This is a genomic window from Neobacillus notoginsengisoli (assembly GCF_003515685.1).
GTDB classification, from domain to species: Bacteria; Bacillota; Bacilli; order Bacillales; family Cytobacillaceae; genus Bacillus_D; species Bacillus_D notoginsengisoli.
In genome coordinates, this window is the sequence record NZ_QWEG01000005.1 from 250,365 (window position 1) to 266,943 (window position 16,579).

A 16,579-nucleotide genomic window follows, 5' to 3' on the forward strand; every position below is an offset into this window, starting at 1 on the left:
GGGGGGAATTATTAATGGAAAAAGACGTTAAAATTCTTGTAGTTGATGATGAGGAGCGTATCCGCAGGCTTTTGAAAATGTATCTTGAGAGAGAAGAGTTCCTGATTGATGAGGCTGAGGATGGAAATGAAGCACTTGCCAAAGCGATGGACAATGACTATGATGTTATTTTGCTGGATTTGATGATGCCTGGAAAGGATGGCATTGAAGTCTGCCGTGAGCTGAGGGAAAAGAAAGCAACCCCAGTCATCATGCTGACAGCCAAAGGTGAAGAAGTCAACCGTGTCCAGGGCTTTGAAGTAGGAACTGATGATTATATAGTAAAGCCTTTCAGTCCAAGAGAAGTTGTACTCAGGGTGAAAGCACTTCTCAGACGCTCGTCCCAAACGAGCTATTTGCAAACGGACACAACGACGAAGGATGTAATTGTCTTTCCTCATTTGACGATTGATAACGACGCTCATCGGGTCACTGCCGATGGCAAAGAAGTCAGTCTTACCCCGAAAGAATATGAACTGCTTTATTTCCTGGCCAAATCCCCTGATAAAGTGTTTGACAGGGAGCAGTTGCTAAAGGAAGTTTGGCATTATGAATTCTTCGGTGACCTTAGGACGGTTGATACACATGTAAAGCGCCTTCGTGAAAAACTAAATAAAGTATCCGAACAGGCTGCCCGTATGATTGTCACTGTATGGGGAGTGGGTTACAAGTTTGAGGTCGTGAATGAATGATTCTGTTACGAAGCGTAGTAGGTAAACTTTGGTTTACCATCCTCTTGCTAGTTTCCTTTGTGCTGTTTATTCTTACTGTCATGCTGCTTGAGTTTTTTGAGAATTACAGCATGAAGGAAACAAGAGATAATTTAACACATACAGCGGAGAAAATTGCTTATGTGCTTGAACAGCATGAGCATGAGGACACCTCGCTTGGAATAGAAATCTCATTCGAGATACTTGATAATTCCACAAGGGCGGTTATCGTCAAAAGCCCTACCGAGGTTTACTACTCTCCCAATTCGAATGATCAAGAAACTCTAAAGCTTACTGATATATACAATGACCCCGATCTGTCGATCGTATTGAGAAAAGGAGAGACTGTTGAGAAAGTTTCCAATCTCTCCCCTAGGACGGGTCAGGAGGGCGTAAACTATTCCATTATCGGTGTTCCTTTGAAAATTACAGGCCACGATAATGGAGCTGTTTTTATTTACCAATCTATTGAAGTCGTACAAAAAACGACCCGTTCTGCTACTAAGTTCATTCTTCTGGTGGCGGGAGTCGCTATTGTTCTCACCACGATATTCGCCTTTTTTCTTTCTACACGAATCACTGCTCCGCTCAGAAAAATGAGGGAAGCGGCTTTTGAAGTGGCAAGGGGAAAGTTTGATACAAAAGTGCCAATTCTCACCACTGATGAAATAGGTGAGCTTGCCACTGCATTCAACCAGATGGGCAGACAGCTAAAATTTAATATGAATGCGCTAAACCAGGAAAAAGAACAGCTTGCGAGTATTCTTAGTTCAATGGCAGATGGTGTCATTACCTTTAACCGGGATGGAACGATCCTGATTACCAATCCACCTGCCGATCGATTTTTACAGTATTGGTATTATGAAAATGGAAACCAATCTGTCAAGTCGGAGGAGATTCCTTCTAAGGTCATGGAATTGTTTAAACTGGCTGTTGATACTGAGAAGGAACAAGTTGGTGAACTGTCCTTGCTGGGCAGGCACTGGGTCATCCTCGTTTCTCCTCTGTACAGTTCAAAGTTTATACGCGGTGCGGTCGCGGTTCTTAGAGATATGACAGAGGAACGGAAACTCGATAAACTTCGTAAAGATTTCATCGCAAACGTTTCGCATGAATTGAGGACGCCAATTTCTATGCTCCAGGGATATAGTGAAGCAATAATTGATGACATTGCAGGAACTGATGAAGAAAAAAAGGAAATGGCTAAAGTCATCTATGATGAATCCCTTAGGATGGGGAGGCTCGTAAATGAGTTGCTGGATCTATCAAGATTGGAAGCTGGCCATATACATTTGAATGTCGATGAAGTAAATTTACCTTCATACATTTCGAGGATTATCCGGAAGTTTCAAGGGATGGCAAAGGACAATGAGGTCTATCTGTCGGCTGAAACAAATCCTTCAGAGTATAGAATTTCCCTTGATGCCGATCGGATTGAACAAGTGTTAACCAATTTGATTGATAACGCAATGAGGCATACTCCAAAAGACGGGACCGTCAAGGTAGTTGCCACAGGGGATGAGAAAGGCCTCCTAGTCCAGGTTGCAGACTCAGGCTCAGGAATTCCTGAAGAGGATTTGCCATTTATTTTTGAAAGATTTTATAAAGCTGATAAAGCGCGTACACGCGGAAGAGCTGGGACAGGCCTTGGGCTCGCCATCGCCAAGAACATTATTGAAGCCCATAAGGGGCATATTTCAGCCCAGAGCAAAGAAGGCCAAGGTACGACATTTTCCTTCTTTATTCCTCGAAAATAAGAAAATAGCCATGATTGGTGACTAAAAATCTTGTTACATGCGAAACATTTTTCCGCCCTCTTGTAAAAGAGCGGCTTTTTTATTGGCATTCCTCTAGTATTGTCAACCCGAAAAATAGAAATGAAATCGTTTTGTAATATTTTCCTTTATTTTTGTAACAAAACGGACTATATTTAATAGTGTAACTTTTGAGGATATCGTGCGTCTAAAATATTGAACGGGGAGGAAAAAAGGGTATGGACTCCGTTTTTACTGAACTTTACGAAAACTACCACCAGGATGTGTTTCAATTCCTTTTTTACATGGTTCGCAGTAAGGAACAGGCAGAAGACTTGGTACAGGAGGTTTATATAAGGGTATTGAAATCCTACTCCCGTTTTGAAGGGAAGAGCAGTGAAAAAACCTGGCTATTCTCAATTGCTAGAAATGTAGCCATTGACCATTTTCGTAAACAAAAAGGCTGGAAACAGAAGTTGCTGGAAAAATTCGACTGGAGCACAGCTCAAGTAAAGGATCACCAGCCTTTGCCTGATGAAATAGCCATTCAAAGAGAAGAAGTACAAGGGATGTTTAAAAGCCTTGATTTGTGTACAGTTGACCAGCGCGCGGTCATCATTATGAGATTCCTGCATGACTTATCAATTGCTGAGACAGCCAAAGTTCTTGGATGGTCTGAGAGTAAGGTAAAAACGACACAGCACAGGGCTATTAAAGTTCTAAAGGCTCAAATGGAGTTGCTTTTTGAAACGGAGGGATTTAAGGATGAAAAAGCGAGGGTGGAGCGATAAAGAGGTTGAAGATTTCATAAAGGTACTGCCACAGGTGACCGACAATCGCAACCCGCGGGAAATTTATCAGAATGTTTCCCTTAAATTGAAGAAACAACGTAAAAGAACGTGGATGATTCCTAGTTTTGCTGCCGCCGCTGCTGTGATGCTAGCCCTGATACTCGTTTCTCCTGGGCTATTCAATTCAAATCCTGAAAAGGAAATAGCTATTGAAGACCGGGAAAATATCAAATCTTCAAATGGTGCCGGTTCCGGTGATGCGGAGCAGGAGCAAAAGAAACAGCAGGCGGATCATGATAAAGCAGATGAAGTGAAAATTGCTTTAAATAATGAAGGAGATGCGGATCTCTTTGAAAAATCTGCTACAGCCGTATATGAAGAAGAACTTGGAGATCATGAAGCGGTAACGCTGTGGGTGCCAGAGCAGAATGCGAATTTTGTCATCCCAGTCAGTGTAGTCGTTCCAAAAGAGGAAGGTAAGAACTGGCTAGATTTTCTCAGTGTTGCGATAGCGGGTTTGCAAAAAAATGAACCTGATTTGTTAGAGGGATTTCCTAGTGATGCCGAACTTGCCTTGGAAGGAAATGACACGCTTGTTGTTAATGTTCCTGCCGGACATACCTACGGAAATGGCAGTACGCAGGAAAAGATTTTTCTTGATTCTTTAAAAGGAAGTGTCAGTTCCAACAGCGAAATAAGGAAAATTAAATTTGCAACAGATGGACAGCCGGGTATAGTGCTCGGAAATACTGGCGAACTGAAAGAGGAAGCCGTTAAAAAGCCGAAAAACAGAGCTTATATGTTCGTCTATCAAAATGGACAAGAAACCCCTTATATGGTTCCTTCTAATAAAGAATTTAAAAAAATCGATGATGCCCTGAATGCCATGAAGAGCGGAATCGAGAATGAAAACCTGCTTAAACCTTCCCTGCAGCCTGAATTCCGGTTAGTGAAAGTCGCATCTGAGGGTGAAGTACTTACTATCTATCTGGCAAAGGATGCCGGCATTCATAATGATTTAAAATCGTTGTATTCATACGAGGCAGTCCTTCTCACTGCCAAGGAATTTGGCTATAAAGCAGTAAAACTTGAGAATCCGCCAATTGAAAAACTTGGTCCTTTTAACTTGGAAACTGAAAATAAAGTTCCAGATGGCCCAAATAAAAAAAATATTGAAAATTAACAAAACCTGCCATCCCGGCAGGTTTTTTTATGCAAAATTCTTGAAAAACGAATAAGACTCGTTGCTGCTCCAAATTATAACAAATATGCAAATGGGGGTTCTTCCTTAAACCCGATTTGCATATTGTATTGAGGACGCTTGTGAATGAGGAGGATAAAAGTGAAGGAATATTTAGTTAGGTTTTTGATTGTCGGGATAATGGCTGTTTGTATTACGTTGTTGTTTTTGGGAGGAAGGCAGGCAAACGCTGAAGCATTAAATACAGAACCAGAGTGGATCTGGCCGGCAGAGGGTATCATTTCCGATACCTTTGGCACAAGAGGGGGCCGGCACAAGGGGATAGATATTGCCGGGAATCAAGGCGCGGTCGTAAGGGCAGCCAACGAAGGGAAAATAGAAAAATCTTATTATTCCTCTACATATGGAAATGTTATATTAATCAATCATCCAAATGGGTATGTTTCTGTTTATGCCCACCTTGATAAAAGGCTCGCTGATGAAGGAATGATCGTTTCAAAAGGTGAACAAATCGGCACAATGGGCAACACTGGGTACTCAACAGGAGTACACCTTCATTTTGAATTACATAATGCGGAGTGGACAACAGATAAGAAAAATGCATTTAACCCCTCTTCCTTATTAGGCACAATTGGGACAGGCGATTCGATTGCATTTAATGGTTTGAAAAATAGAGTCGCAGCTGAAGTAGACGAGGGAACAGGGGTGAAAATGACGGGTGCAGCGGGTGACATCCTGATCCATACTGTGAAAGATGGAGATACTCTCTGGGCAATATCCATAAAATATAATGTCAGCATTGGCGAAATTCAAAAAAAGAACTCTATAAAAGGGAGCAAAATCTATCCTGGCCAAGAACTTTCCATTAGCGGGCAAGGGTTGGAAACAGCACATCTCAAAATAAAAATAATGAATTGAAGATTAAAAATGACACGAATAAAAAGATTTCACCAAACCATCACAATTGTTATAAGCTAAACTCCTTTTCAAATGGTTTGTTTTTCAGTATAATGAAATAGTAAGATAAATATTGTCTATCTTCGGGGCTGGGTGAAATTCCCGACCGGCGGTGATGAGTTTAAACTCTAAGCCCGCGAGCCGTAGTTTGGCAGGATTTGGTGAGATTCCAAAGCCGACAGTATAGTCTGGATGGGAGAAGATGGAGGTTCTGCAGGCGTTCAAGTTTTGTTGAATTGAACGTTTATTAAGCATGCCTTTGTTATTTCTCCCTCAAGCTGCCGGGCTTGGGGGATTTTATTTGCTATGGCTGCTTATGCCGAACCTTTCTTCTTTGGTGATGGACACAAAAGGAGAGAGGAAAGTATGAAGAAGTTAAATTTGAAGGCTATGGTGGTCATTGGAATGTTGAGCAGCATCTCGTATATCCTTATGCTGCTGAATTTTCCACTACCGGTTTTTCCAAACTTTTTATTAATTGATTTTAGCGACATCCCGGCATTAGTTGCAGCATTGGCCTTTGGGCCGCTTGCTGGCATATTGGTGGAACTCTTTAAAAATCTGCTGGACTATTTTATGACTGGCAGCCAGACTGGGGTTCCGGTTGGACATATGGCCAACTTCATTGCAGGTGTGCTTTTTATCCTGCCAACGTATTATGTTTATAACAGAATAAAAACGAAAAAGGGATTGTCTATAGCACTCATTGCAGGCACAATCTTTATGGGCGTTATTATGAGTGTATTAAACTATTATATATTCCTTCCAGCGTATACTCTGTTTTTAAACGCGCCAGCCATGGCGGATTCAGAAGCCCGCAAACTGGTTGTTGCGGCAATCTTGCCGTTTAATATTCTAAAAGGGTTTATTGTTTCCATATTATTCATCCCGCTGTACATTCGGATGAGGTATTGGATTAATCGCCAGCATGCTTCCCTATAAATGAAATTCAAACAATGCAGCGGCTTCGGCCGCTGCTTTTCGTTTTAGTATACTTATAGCCTGTTTTGAAAAAACAATCCAATCTCCATTAAAAAACCCCCGGCAACAGGCCGGGGATTTTATGTACATCCTGTGACGATTATTCGAACTTCAATGGGTCTCCATCAAACGGTCCATCCGCTACTTTGATGGAATCAGTTGGACAGCCCTCAAACGCATCCATCATATCATCGATCAGTACATCTGGAATTTCAACAATGCCTTCATTGTCATCCAATGTTACGTATGCAATGCCTTCATCGTCATAATCGTAAATGTCCGGTGCTGCAGCGCCACAAGCTCCGCAGGCAATGCAAGTTTCTTTGTCTACAATCGTATACTTTGCCATGAAAAAACCCTCCCGTTGGTTTAAACAATATTTTACAGATTAAAAAAATGGAAACGTGTACTGCAACTCTATTGTAAAAAAGAAATGGAAACTTTTCAATAGATATTGCACTGATAATACTTATCATTGCAATAAGGTTTCGATAATAATCATGAAAATCAGCCAATATACGACAGAGTTTCATGGTAAAATAAAGCTAATACAGAGTGGCTTGGTGATGAGATGCAAAAAAATGATAGGAAATCACGGTTACAATATTTTGAGGTAATCACTTTATACTGCCTTGCCCGATTACAAGGTGAGCGGACGATGTACTCAATATTCCATTTGCTTAAAGGAAAAAAATCTGCTCAAACCATCCAGGATGCCCATCTTTTTTCATTAACAGAGCTGTTTCACACGTATAGTACACTGGATAGACGGCAGCTTGAAATCACAATCGGCAAATTGCTGAATGAAAATCTTATAAAAGAAAATTTCGGCCAGCGGTACTTCCTTACAGATAAAGGGACAGGCTGTCTCAGATTGGCACTTGAATCCACTCCTCTGCCACTACATTTAAATGGCTTAAAATATCATCAATCTGGACAAAAAGTTTGGGAGAGGCTTTCCTTGCTTGTTCAAGTTTGTTCATATTTTTCCAGGGAAGACTCGAGTTATGTACCTATTCAAAAGAACCGTGACACCCAGAAGTGGCTGAAATCTTTCATTCGCAACATGGACCAACAAGAACGTGCAAATCTGCCCGGCAGGCTGCTTAATGAACTAATAAGCCTATTGGAGGAGGAAAGAAATGTAATCCCCGAAGTGCTGGTGCTGCGACTTTCCGGATACCGGTCAGCAGGTATGACACCACATCAGGCTGCGATTGAACTGGATATGGATGTATTTCATTATCATCTTGAATTTATGGGTACTCTTCATTACTTATGCAAAATTTCCTCAAAGCAAAGAGATAAATACCCTCTATTAAGCCTTTTGGACGAAGAGACAGGTGAGGGCCGTTCGCTGACTCATTCTGCAAAGCAAACTTTTAAATTTTTAAAAGAAGGATTAAATGTTGCTTCTATTGCAGCAGTAAGAGATCTGAAGGTCAATACAGTTGAGGACCATATTGTTGAAATTGCTTTGAACATAAAAAACTTTTCAATCGACCCTTTTGTTTCAATTGAAGAACAGAAAAAAATTATTGACTTGGCATCTCGTACCGCTACAAAGCAGCTTCGGATTTTAAAAGAGCAGGCAGGAGAAACCTCCTATTTCAAAATCCGCCTGGTTCTTGCAAAGCTTGGTGACCAATCATGCTAGATCAAATGTTATATAAATACTATGGATATACATCCTTCAGAACTGGGCAAAGGGAAACCATCCAATCATTATTGGATGGCCACAATACGCTTGCTATGCTTCCAACGGGTACTGGAAAGTCCATTTGCTTTGAGCTTGCCGGTTATATGATGGAAGGAATTGTGCTGATCATTTCACCGCTGTTGTCGTTAATGCAGGATCAGGTTGAGCAGATGATGAAAAGAGGAGAAAAAAGAGTGGTGGCCCTGAATTCCTTCTTGAGCCCGATTGAGAAGAGACGTGTCTTGGCTAATCTTCAAAGCTATAAGTTTATTTTCCTCTCACCCGAGATGCTCGGCTTTGGAAACGTAATAGAAAAGCTAAAGAATCTGAAGCTTTCGTTGCTTGTAATAGATGAAGCACACTGCATTTCCCAATGGGGATATGATTTCAGGCCTGACTATTTAAAGCTAGGAACGTTCAGGGAAAGGATTGGTTCCCCACTTACGCTAGCTCTGACTGCTACCGCAACCCCTGAAGTTAGAGATGACATTTTAAAGAAATTGTGTGTTAGGGATGCCACTAGGATAGAGGCGAGTGTGAACCGGCCGAACATAGCATTCCATATTGAAAAGATGGAACATGAACACGAAAAAAAACAGAGAGCAATAGACTTGGCAAAAAGTTTAAAACAACCAGGTATCATTTACTTTTCAAGTAAAAAGGCCGCTGAGCAACTGGCACAATTATTAAGGGAAAACGGATTGACGCGTACCATGGCCTATCATGGAGGCCTCGATCAGGAGCAGAGAATTCTTATCCAAGAGCAGTTCATTAATGGCCAGCTTGATATTATTTGCGCCACAAGCGCTTTCGGGATGGGGATAAACAAAGTGGATATCCGTTATATTATCCACTACCATATGCCAATGCAAATTGAATCATACCTTCAGGAAGTGGGAAGGGCAGGAAGGGATGGGGAGCCTTCTGTCGCCATATTGCTATATGCCGAAGGGGACGAGCAGCTTCAGTTCTTTTTAGCGGAAGGGGAGTTACCTTCCATTCGCCAGTTGGATGATTTCTTTTCATACATGCAATTGAATAGCATGGAAAAAGAGGATGAGCGCATCTTTGAGGAGGCCGCAACAGCGAACGGGCTAACAGAAACCCAATGGAGGTGGTTGGCGGCATATCTTAATGATGAAACTGCTACTACTTATGAGGAGATCGCAGATAAGGCAAAAAGCTATGTGATAGCGAGAAACTCAGCGAAGATGGAAAACATCAAACGAATGAAACAATGGATTAACACGGATGGATGCCTTCGGAATTATTTATTGAGATATTTTTATGAAAGTGAACTGCCTGAGTTGGGGACTCATTGCTGTGATTTTTGCGGACTCGATCTTCATTTCTATAAAGGAAGTGTGACAGGGTTGCCACGTAGGCAGGAAAACACGAATTGGAAAGAAAGGCTGACGGTACTGCTGATAGGTGAATTACATGAAGAATAAACACAAGGAATTAATAGGGCAATTAACAGACAAGGAACTGCTTTTCCACTTGTATGCAACCCAATTGTTTCTCCTTGCAATTTCATTAGTATTGAGTATGGTCCTACCCGGGAAAACAAGGATTCTTGGGTTGTTTGACTGGGGAGACAAAGCCGTTATTACAATTGGGATTCCTGCGGGGTTGGCTATCGTTATCCTTGATCTTATATTAATGAAAATACTTCCGCCTTCCTATTTTGATGATGGTGGATTAAATGATAAAATTTTTTCCGGAAGAAGCCTTCCCCATATTGTTTTTATAGCCGGGGTTGTTGCTGTTAGTGAAGAAATTCTTTTTAGGGGAATTATTCAGGAAAAAACCGGTTTGTTTATCGCAAGTATCATTTTTGCCGTCATTCATTACCGTTATTTGTTTAATTGGTTTTTATTTTTGAATATTGTGGTGCTCAGCTTTTTTATCGGAGCCATTTATTACTGGACAGGGAACCTTGCTGTTACAGTTACTATGCATTTTGTTATAGATTGCTTCCTGGGGATGATATTGAAAGTGAAAAATGGAAAAGGGGGTTTGGGAAATGAATCATGACGAATCCTATCGTGAACAAATCGAAAAACATCGGCAGAGGATTGAAAAGGTAAAGACGCCGGACCCAATATCCTCAGCGCTCCCTCCAAGGGAAAGAGCCCATCGCCATAAAAAAAAGAAAACAGCTGTGAAACTAAAATATCCAGTCATCCGGCTGCTTGTTCTGTTCTTTATCCTCCTGCCTCTTACTGTATTTTCCATTATCTCTTATATGAGTGAAAACAGAGCAAAGCCAACAAATGTAGTTGGAGGGTATGATACGGTAAGCTTGGATGATGGGGAGAAGCAAAGCGTGAAAACGTCTGGGAATGGCGAAAATGACCAAGGATCAATCGATGAAGAGAATCCGGGAGTTGGGCCTGAACAGCCGGAAAGAAACAAGCCTGGTATGGAAGAGGTCACTCCAGCACCGCCAGCCAAGGATTCCTTATCAGGTTCCGATGGGAAAGATGGAGAACAGCCCGAAAAACCTGCTGTAAAACCAAGCTCATCGAACAAAGCCGAGGCCGGACAAGGGAGTTCTGATGAACAGTCGAATAAAAGTGGTGAAAAGACCATTTTTCATACTGTTAAACCGGGTGAAACATTGTTCAGAATTGCAATGACCTATTATAAGTCCCAGGATGGGATCGAAAAAATACGTGCTGCAAACGGAATTAACGGCAACGAAATTCAAGTAGGCGAAACGCTTAAGGTTCCCATTCATTGAACTACCCACCTACCAGCTAACGCTGGTTGAGGAAGGGGATTCTAACCACCTTACGGCGGTTAAAACCTTAACCGTTCAACGGGTTAAGTGTTCTGAACGATTACCGGACATGCAGAATGTTACCACTCTACGACCTTTGCAAGCCCTACAACCCATAGGGGTTTTCAAACAAACATCGGTACACCATCCGTTCGTCGGACAGACATATGGGTAAGAGGAACCTATCGCAATGCACCCGATTCCCTAGACCGGCGATTGTTACCCAGGACAATCTCAACATCTGCACTGGTGTTGGGAGTAAAGAACCGGTGCGACAGGTTCCATTATGCATTATGCTAACTTGGACAACAATTTCCGTTCGTTCTCTCGGAGAGAGGGCAGCTTCGTGTTGATCCCCTTAAAAGGCTTGTTCACGTTGTAAAGCTCATAGAACGCATTTGTGCTTATTTTTATCCGTTTGTTTAAAGTGGACCATTTCTTCCAATGGTGTGCATCTTTCTTTCCAACATAGTCTTTAAGCACCTTTGGTGCTTTTTCTTTATATCCCAATCCACGCCGGCCGATGGTGAAGGCTGCCGACTGGTGGATGGAAATGCCCAATTTACGCATATACTTCATTTTCCCTGAAATGGACGTGAAAGCCGGATGGACGATGATGACTTCGACCCCCATCTTTTCGGCACGGTTTAAAATCGCATTGGACATTTTGCGATAGGCGAATACACTCTTTGAGCGAATGGCATTTTTGTTGCCATATGCATCGCCAGTTTTAGATAGGCTGGTGTCGATATCTTCGATGACAATGGGTTTGTTGTTCTGTACTGCATAATCCACCAAGGCAATCGCTTCCTGTTCAATAATTTTGACAGACTGTCCGCTGGATTTACCTTTTAAAGAAAAGGAAGCTTTTTCTGTGCCTAGTAAATTTCCATCCTTTTTCACGTTTGCAATAGCGAAGTGGTCTACGTTAAGATCCACTCCAATGACGCCATCCGAAGTAGAAAAATTGATATACTCCTTATTTTCTACATCGACCAAGCACTTGATGATGAAATAACCGCCATAGCCTTCAATGGACCAGGAGATGGGTTTGCCGAACTCTTTTTTGTTTTTGCAGGAAGTTTGGTTCAGGATGGCCTTATCAACACGTTCCTGGCCGTATGGGAATACGACATTTGGGAACGTGACAATGTTCCCTCTGGTTGAACGCATACTCAGTTCTTTCTTCTCGAGATTATAGCTAAATACAAAATTCCCACTGCCGGCATCTTTCCGGCCGGAGATCAGGATCCGTTTGTTCCGCTTTTGTATATATAGGGATTTCCATTCTTCGTGGGAAGAATAGGAATCTTTCTTCGTGAATTGGGATTTAAATAGCTTTTTCCCACCGAACACAACGCTTGGGATATGTTTGCCACGATTGAAACGTTTTTGTTCTAAACGAAAAAGGCGATGTTCCAAACGCCCGATTTTTGCTTTCAATTGTTTTATTCTGATTTCCAAATACTGATGTTCGAATAGATACGAGTTTAGCCAAATAAGGGTTTCTTTCTTTTTAGTTAGAGACCCCACTTGGATGAAGCTTGTATTTGAGGTTCTTGGGAAACCGCAGGTTTACATTGATAAGACTATCTTTAATGGAAAGGAACTGAGTCGGGATTCTTCTTTCGTTCTGGAGTTTCTTCTTTAATTTGGTTATCTTCGTTTCATCTTGCTTTATGTAGAGTTTTTGTAATTCTTCCTGGGAGGAGAAAAGAGCTCTTGCTTCTCGGACAGCACTGTTTGCATAATAATCATTCAGGCCAAATTTTTGTTTTACAACGAGGTGAATGCTTTTTTTATGCAACTTCTTTTTTAAGCGTTTCTCACGGACTAGTGTTTGAAACACGAAGTGTTTCGCCTGGTTGAAAAGGTGCATATTGTGTTCGATTTGAACAAGGAAAGACGGTTCCATTTCGGTTTTACGGATTCGTCTTGAAAAAAAGGTTTTCTGCATCCTTTCTCCTCCCTTCAGGAACATTTGTTCGTTGATATTATTATAGCAGGAGAAGAAGGGTGACACCTAACAAAACGAGTAATTTTTTTACAAAACACCTTTTGAAAAGCGAAGCCGAATCATCCCCCACCTATTCCCTGGGCTAAGCCCTTCCAGCTCCTTGAGGAGGGGGTCTTCTCGGCTGTAATGATAAATACTGCAAAATGCCTTCCGTTCTCCTTCATAATCAGCTGGACATGTCCATATAGTGTAACTAGAAGGCCGATAATAGATTGTCCTATGCCGGCCAATCGAGGTGATTGGGGGGAGAGTATGGAAGAACCCATTAGAAAGCTTGATGAGCGAACAGACTACGCAACGAAACAAATGCTCGATAACGTAGTCAAGCGAAAGAAAAAGTTCGAAAAGGCAAAATTGAAGCATCATGTATCGATTGCAGCGGCACTTATGGTGGCCGGCGTATTTCTCGCATATACCTACTATACGGTAGTCCTGAATTATTCTTATTCTTTTTATTCGATGTTTTCAGCTTTTGTTCAAAAAGGGACGAATTTTTATTTACTTATTACGACATTTTCACTTTATGGGATGATGATCATCTTCAAGGAACAAAGGGATAAAAAGGAAAAGGAATATCACGAATTAAGGTGCGAAATTGTTGACAGAAGTAAAGATCTCTGGAAAAAAGAAGATGAGTGGAAATCAAGGCATCTAGTTTTCGAGATGATGAAAAGAGAATATGATATTAATCTATATCATGAGAAAAAATAACATCAGCCCGGGGGTTAATCCTAAGGGCTGTTTCTGTTAGCGGAGATGATAAGATTCTTTTTTAAAAAAGGATTTGCCTTACGATTGTTGAATATTAGATAAAGGACTTTAAAAAGAGGTGATGAAATGTTTGTTAAAAGCATTATGATTCCTAAACACGATACCCATACTGTCCAGAGTAGTGAAAATGTAAAGAAAGCACTGGAATGCCTGGAAGAGCATCAAATTGATGGCTTGCCTATTCTTGATGGTGAAAATTATGATGGAATTATTACCCGCGCTGGAATTTATGAAGAGTTTTTCCTGTCTGGAAAGCCGAAAGAAGAGTTTCTGAAAGAAACGTCTGTTGCGGATATCGCGACGCATAGGGATGTTTTTCTTGAAGGCAGTGAGATGTTAGAGAACACATTGATGACCCTAAGGAAGTTCCCCTTGTTGGCGGTTGTGGACCAAGAGCGGAGATTTCTTGGGGCTGTTACTAGGTACGAAGTTCTTAAACAATTCGAAAGCGCATTTGGTATGAATCGCCCCGGTGTTAGAATCGCTTTCACGTCCGTGGAAACGGAAGGAAGAATTGCCCGCCTGGCCGAGATTGCCCATCAATTCCATGAACATATTATTTCACTTGTTACGTTTGATGAAACAGACAAACTGGTGAGAAGAATTGTCATGAAGGTTGAGAAGAAAGACAATATTGATCGGTTTATTAAAAAGCTGGAGGAACACGGTTTTCGGATTCTGAATATACATGAAGACTTTTAAAAGGTAAATTTGTCCGGCATCCCTCATACATTTGTGTATGGGGTTTTTTTATGATTTATTCCATGTGGGGTTTGGTTCTTTCGTATATATGTGGTTATTTATTCATTGAATGGGCTGCCCTTGAGGGTGCTTTCACGATTGATGCTATATTATAAGAGCTCATCTTACATCCTGTTAAATATCTTGCATCCACTATTGCAGGTTTCACAGGAATCGCGATCAATGCTCGTCTTATCAGGAGAATCATAAATTGGCGAAAAAGCGAAGGGGAATATTCCACCCGGCATGCTTTTATGGTAACGGGGTCTTGTCTTGCTTTAGTATTTACGGCACTTTATGCGTTCTCCCCCATACACGCTCTTCTTTACTTCGGATTCAGCCTGATTTATGGTATTCTTTCCATATACTTTTAGTGTGAGAGGGGCAATTAGGATGCAGACGTTTATTTTAACTGCTATAGTTTTTGCAGGATTAGCGCTCCTCATTTATATGGGTTTTCTGGCGTTTGAAGAAAACATACTTGAACAGGAATTGCGGTTTTCAAATTTCCCGAAATCTTTTGGAACATTAAAAATATTTTTTATTTCGGACATTCACAAGAGGAAGCTTTCGGAACAATTTATTTCCAAGGCAAAAGGAAAAGCGGATATCGTTATTATAGGCGGGGATTTAAAAGAGAAAGGTGTTCCCATAAAAAGAGTTAAGGAAAACGTTGAAATGCTTAATACAATTGGCCCGGTTTATTTTGTGTGGGGCAACAATGATTACGAAGGGGACTATAGGGAATTAGATGCGCTATTGCTTGATTTGAAAGTCAAAATTCTTGATAATACTGCAGCTTTATTCGAATCCAAAACGGGAGATAAGCTGACTTTATTGGGAGTAGATGACGTAGGATTAGAAAAAGACCGCCTGGACTTTGCATTGAGTGATGCAGAGCGGGGATGGTTTACGATCCTGGCAAGCCACAACCCAAAAATCATTGAAAAAATCACCCCTGAAGACAACATCTCCCTCGTATTGAGCGGCCATACCCATGGCGGGCAGATTAGGATTTTCGGTTTTGGCCCATATAAAAAAGGCGGAATTGAAGAAAGGGGTGGCACCATCCTTCTGACTAGCAACGGTTATGGGACGACCGGAATCCCGTTTAGGCTCGGTGCTCGGGCTGAAAGCCATCTTCTGTCTATACGGAATCAAGAAAAGAATTCGATTAAACGAATTGGAGGTCAAGAATCTTTGTGAAACACGGGAAAGGAAAATACAATATTAAAGCAGCATCCGCAATATTGGGAATCAAACCAGGAACATTAAGAGCCTGGGAAAATCGTTATAAAATAGTGTCACCAGATCGGAATGAATCGGGACACCGGCTTTATTCCGAAGATCAAATTTCACAATTGAATAAAGTACTCGAAAAGCTTGAACAAGGATTCACAATTAGCCAGGCAGCCGTCATGCTGGAAGAACGAGATAATCGTCCCCGAGCAATGAAAACCTCACAAACACAAATTGACCAATATATTCAGAACTTGATTGAAGCCTTTCATCATTTTGATGAAGAAAGTAGCCATTTCGTTTTGGACAATTGTTTCAAATTATTCACGATAGAGACCGTATTAGCGGATTTAATTCTTCCTGTCATAAAAGAATTGGATGCCTTAAGAGAAACAGGACAAATAGCTGAATCAAGCTATTATTTTGGATTGGCTCTACTTCGTACAAGAATTGACAGTCCCCTTTTTTGTACCGGCAACAATAAAAGGCAGCCTAAAGCATTGGCTATTTGTGTACCAGGTCAAAGCAATGAACTGGAGCTTCTGTGTCTTTTATGTTACTTGAAACTGAAAGGCTTTCAAGCAATTTTTCTAGGCTGCTCGGTTGACGAAAAGGATTTAAGCTTTGCGATCAAAAAATTTAAGCCGCACTATCTTTTCCTTTCGATGTCTCCTGGCGAAAATATTGACACTTTCCTTTCCAGCGCAGCTCAATTCGGCAAGTCGTTTCCTTGGTTAAAGATTGGACTGGCCGGTTCGGGTTTTCTCCTGTCAAATATGAGCCAAAGTGAAAAGGTGAAAGACAAGCTAATTGGCGCTTCTCCTGAAGAATGGGAGAGGTGGCTTGTGAATAAAAACGCTTTGAACGAATGATTCACCAACCCCGTGCCCCGTC

The 16,579-nt window shown here is 41.3% G+C and carries 17 protein-coding genes and 1 riboswitch; of the genes, 14 read left to right on the forward strand and 3 right to left on the reverse strand.

Annotation, left to right across the window (positions count from 1 at the left end; translation table 11 throughout):
• Nucleotides 1-14: 14 nt before the first annotated feature.
• The 6 genes from D1B31_RS09760 (at nt 15) to D1B31_RS09785 (ending at nt 6,394) form a co-directional block, all read left to right on the forward strand.
• Nucleotides 15-731 carry a response regulator gene (locus D1B31_RS09760; RefSeq protein ID WP_118920584.1) on the forward strand — a complete coding sequence of 239 codons (717 nt, stop codon included), beginning with the start codon at nt 15-17 and terminating at the stop codon, nt 729-731.
• Nucleotides 728-2,506, forward strand: coding sequence for an ATP-binding protein (locus D1B31_RS09765; protein ID WP_118920585.1), 1,779 nt, complete (start codon nt 728-730; stop codon nt 2,504-2,506). The genes D1B31_RS09760 and D1B31_RS09765 overlap by 4 nt, the downstream gene beginning before the upstream one ends.
• 212 nt (nt 2,507-2,718) lie before the next feature.
• Nucleotides 2,719-3,294 (forward strand): RNA polymerase sigma factor SigX, encoded by a 576-nt coding sequence (sigX, locus tag D1B31_RS09770; RefSeq protein WP_275670714.1) that lies wholly within the window; start codon nt 2,719-2,721, stop codon nt 3,292-3,294.
• Nucleotides 3,269-4,477 (forward strand): GerMN domain-containing protein, encoded by a 1,209-nt coding sequence (locus tag D1B31_RS09775; RefSeq protein ID WP_118920587.1) that lies wholly within the window; start codon nt 3,269-3,271, stop codon nt 4,475-4,477. Before sigX ends, D1B31_RS09775 begins: the two co-directional genes overlap by 26 nt.
• Before the next feature lie 159 nt (nt 4,478-4,636).
• A complete protein-coding gene (locus tag D1B31_RS09780) occupies nt 4,637-5,413 on the forward strand; it encodes a peptidoglycan DD-metalloendopeptidase family protein (RefSeq protein ID WP_118920588.1) in 777 nt (258 codons plus the stop codon).
• 114 nt (nt 5,414-5,527) lie between these two features.
• Nucleotides 5,528-5,660, forward strand: a riboswitch (FMN riboswitch).
• A gap of 158 nt (nt 5,661-5,818) precedes the next feature.
• On the forward strand, nt 5,819-6,394 hold the full coding sequence (locus tag D1B31_RS09785; RefSeq protein ID WP_118920692.1) for an ECF transporter S component: 576 nt from the start codon (nt 5,819-5,821) through the stop codon (nt 6,392-6,394).
• A gap of 139 nt (nt 6,395-6,533) precedes the next feature.
• Here the strand turns inward: D1B31_RS09785 and D1B31_RS09790 are convergent, their stop codons facing one another.
• A complete protein-coding gene (locus D1B31_RS09790) occupies nt 6,534-6,782 on the reverse strand; it encodes a ferredoxin (protein ID WP_118920589.1) in 249 nt (82 codons plus the stop codon).
• Between the two features lie 309 nt (nt 6,783-7,091).
• Here D1B31_RS09790 and D1B31_RS09795 point away from each other — a divergent pair, with 309 nt between their 5' ends.
• From D1B31_RS09795 to D1B31_RS09810, 4 genes are read left to right on the forward strand one after another with little or no spacing between them, the layout of a single operon-like run.
• Nucleotides 7,092-8,090, forward strand: coding sequence for a YpbB family protein (locus D1B31_RS09795; protein WP_158587513.1), 999 nt, complete (start codon nt 7,092-7,094; stop codon nt 8,088-8,090).
• Complete coding sequence (locus D1B31_RS09800) at nt 8,084-9,583, forward strand: RecQ family ATP-dependent DNA helicase (RefSeq protein WP_240035230.1); 1,500 nt, start codon at nt 8,084-8,086, stop codon at nt 9,581-9,583. The genes D1B31_RS09795 and D1B31_RS09800 overlap by 7 nt, the downstream gene beginning before the upstream one ends.
• On the forward strand, nt 9,573-10,169 hold the full coding sequence (locus D1B31_RS09805; RefSeq protein WP_118920592.1) for a CPBP family intramembrane glutamic endopeptidase: 597 nt from the start codon (nt 9,573-9,575) through the stop codon (nt 10,167-10,169). Before D1B31_RS09800 ends, D1B31_RS09805 begins: the two co-directional genes overlap by 11 nt.
• Nucleotides 10,159-10,878: a LysM peptidoglycan-binding domain-containing protein gene (locus D1B31_RS09810; protein ID WP_118920593.1), complete on the forward strand. Its 720-nt coding sequence runs from the start codon at nt 10,159-10,161 to the stop codon at nt 10,876-10,878. Before D1B31_RS09805 ends, D1B31_RS09810 begins: the two co-directional genes overlap by 11 nt.
• A gap of 330 nt (nt 10,879-11,208) precedes the next feature.
• Here the strand turns inward: D1B31_RS09810 and D1B31_RS09815 are convergent, their stop codons facing one another.
• Together D1B31_RS09815 and D1B31_RS25120 are read right to left on the reverse strand one after the other, a co-directional pair.
• Entirely contained in the window at nt 11,209-12,339 is a 1,131-nt protein-coding gene (locus D1B31_RS09815) for an IS200/IS605 family accessory protein TnpB-related protein (protein ID WP_338036465.1), read from the reverse strand.
• A 94-nt stretch (nt 12,340-12,433) separates the two neighbouring features.
• Nucleotides 12,434-12,874 carry a hypothetical protein gene (locus tag D1B31_RS25120; protein WP_338036466.1) on the reverse strand — a complete coding sequence of 147 codons (441 nt, stop codon included), beginning with the start codon at nt 12,872-12,874 and terminating at the stop codon, nt 12,434-12,436.
• Between the two features lie 312 nt (nt 12,875-13,186).
• On the opposite strand from D1B31_RS25120, the gene D1B31_RS09820 reads away from it, so the two are divergent.
• The 4 genes from D1B31_RS09820 (at nt 13,187) to D1B31_RS09835 (ending at nt 16,557) form a co-directional block, all read left to right on the forward strand.
• The gene (locus D1B31_RS09820; protein WP_118920594.1) at nt 13,187-13,645 is read left to right on the forward strand and encodes a YpbF family protein; all 459 of its coding nucleotides are present in this window, start codon (nt 13,187-13,189) and stop codon (nt 13,643-13,645) included.
• Nucleotides 13,646-13,771: 126 nt separating this feature from the next.
• Nucleotides 13,772-14,407, forward strand: coding sequence for a CBS domain-containing protein (locus D1B31_RS09825; protein ID WP_118920595.1), 636 nt, complete (start codon nt 13,772-13,774; stop codon nt 14,405-14,407).
• Between the two features lie 432 nt (nt 14,408-14,839).
• Nucleotides 14,840-15,652, forward strand: a complete 813-nt coding sequence (locus tag D1B31_RS09830) for a metallophosphoesterase (protein ID WP_118920596.1) — start codon at nt 14,840-14,842, stop codon at nt 15,650-15,652.
• Nucleotides 15,649-16,557 (forward strand): MerR family transcriptional regulator, encoded by a 909-nt coding sequence (locus D1B31_RS09835; RefSeq protein WP_158587514.1) that lies wholly within the window; start codon nt 15,649-15,651, stop codon nt 16,555-16,557. Before D1B31_RS09830 ends, D1B31_RS09835 begins: the two co-directional genes overlap by 4 nt.
• The last annotated feature ends 22 nt before the right edge of the window (nt 16,558-16,579 follow it).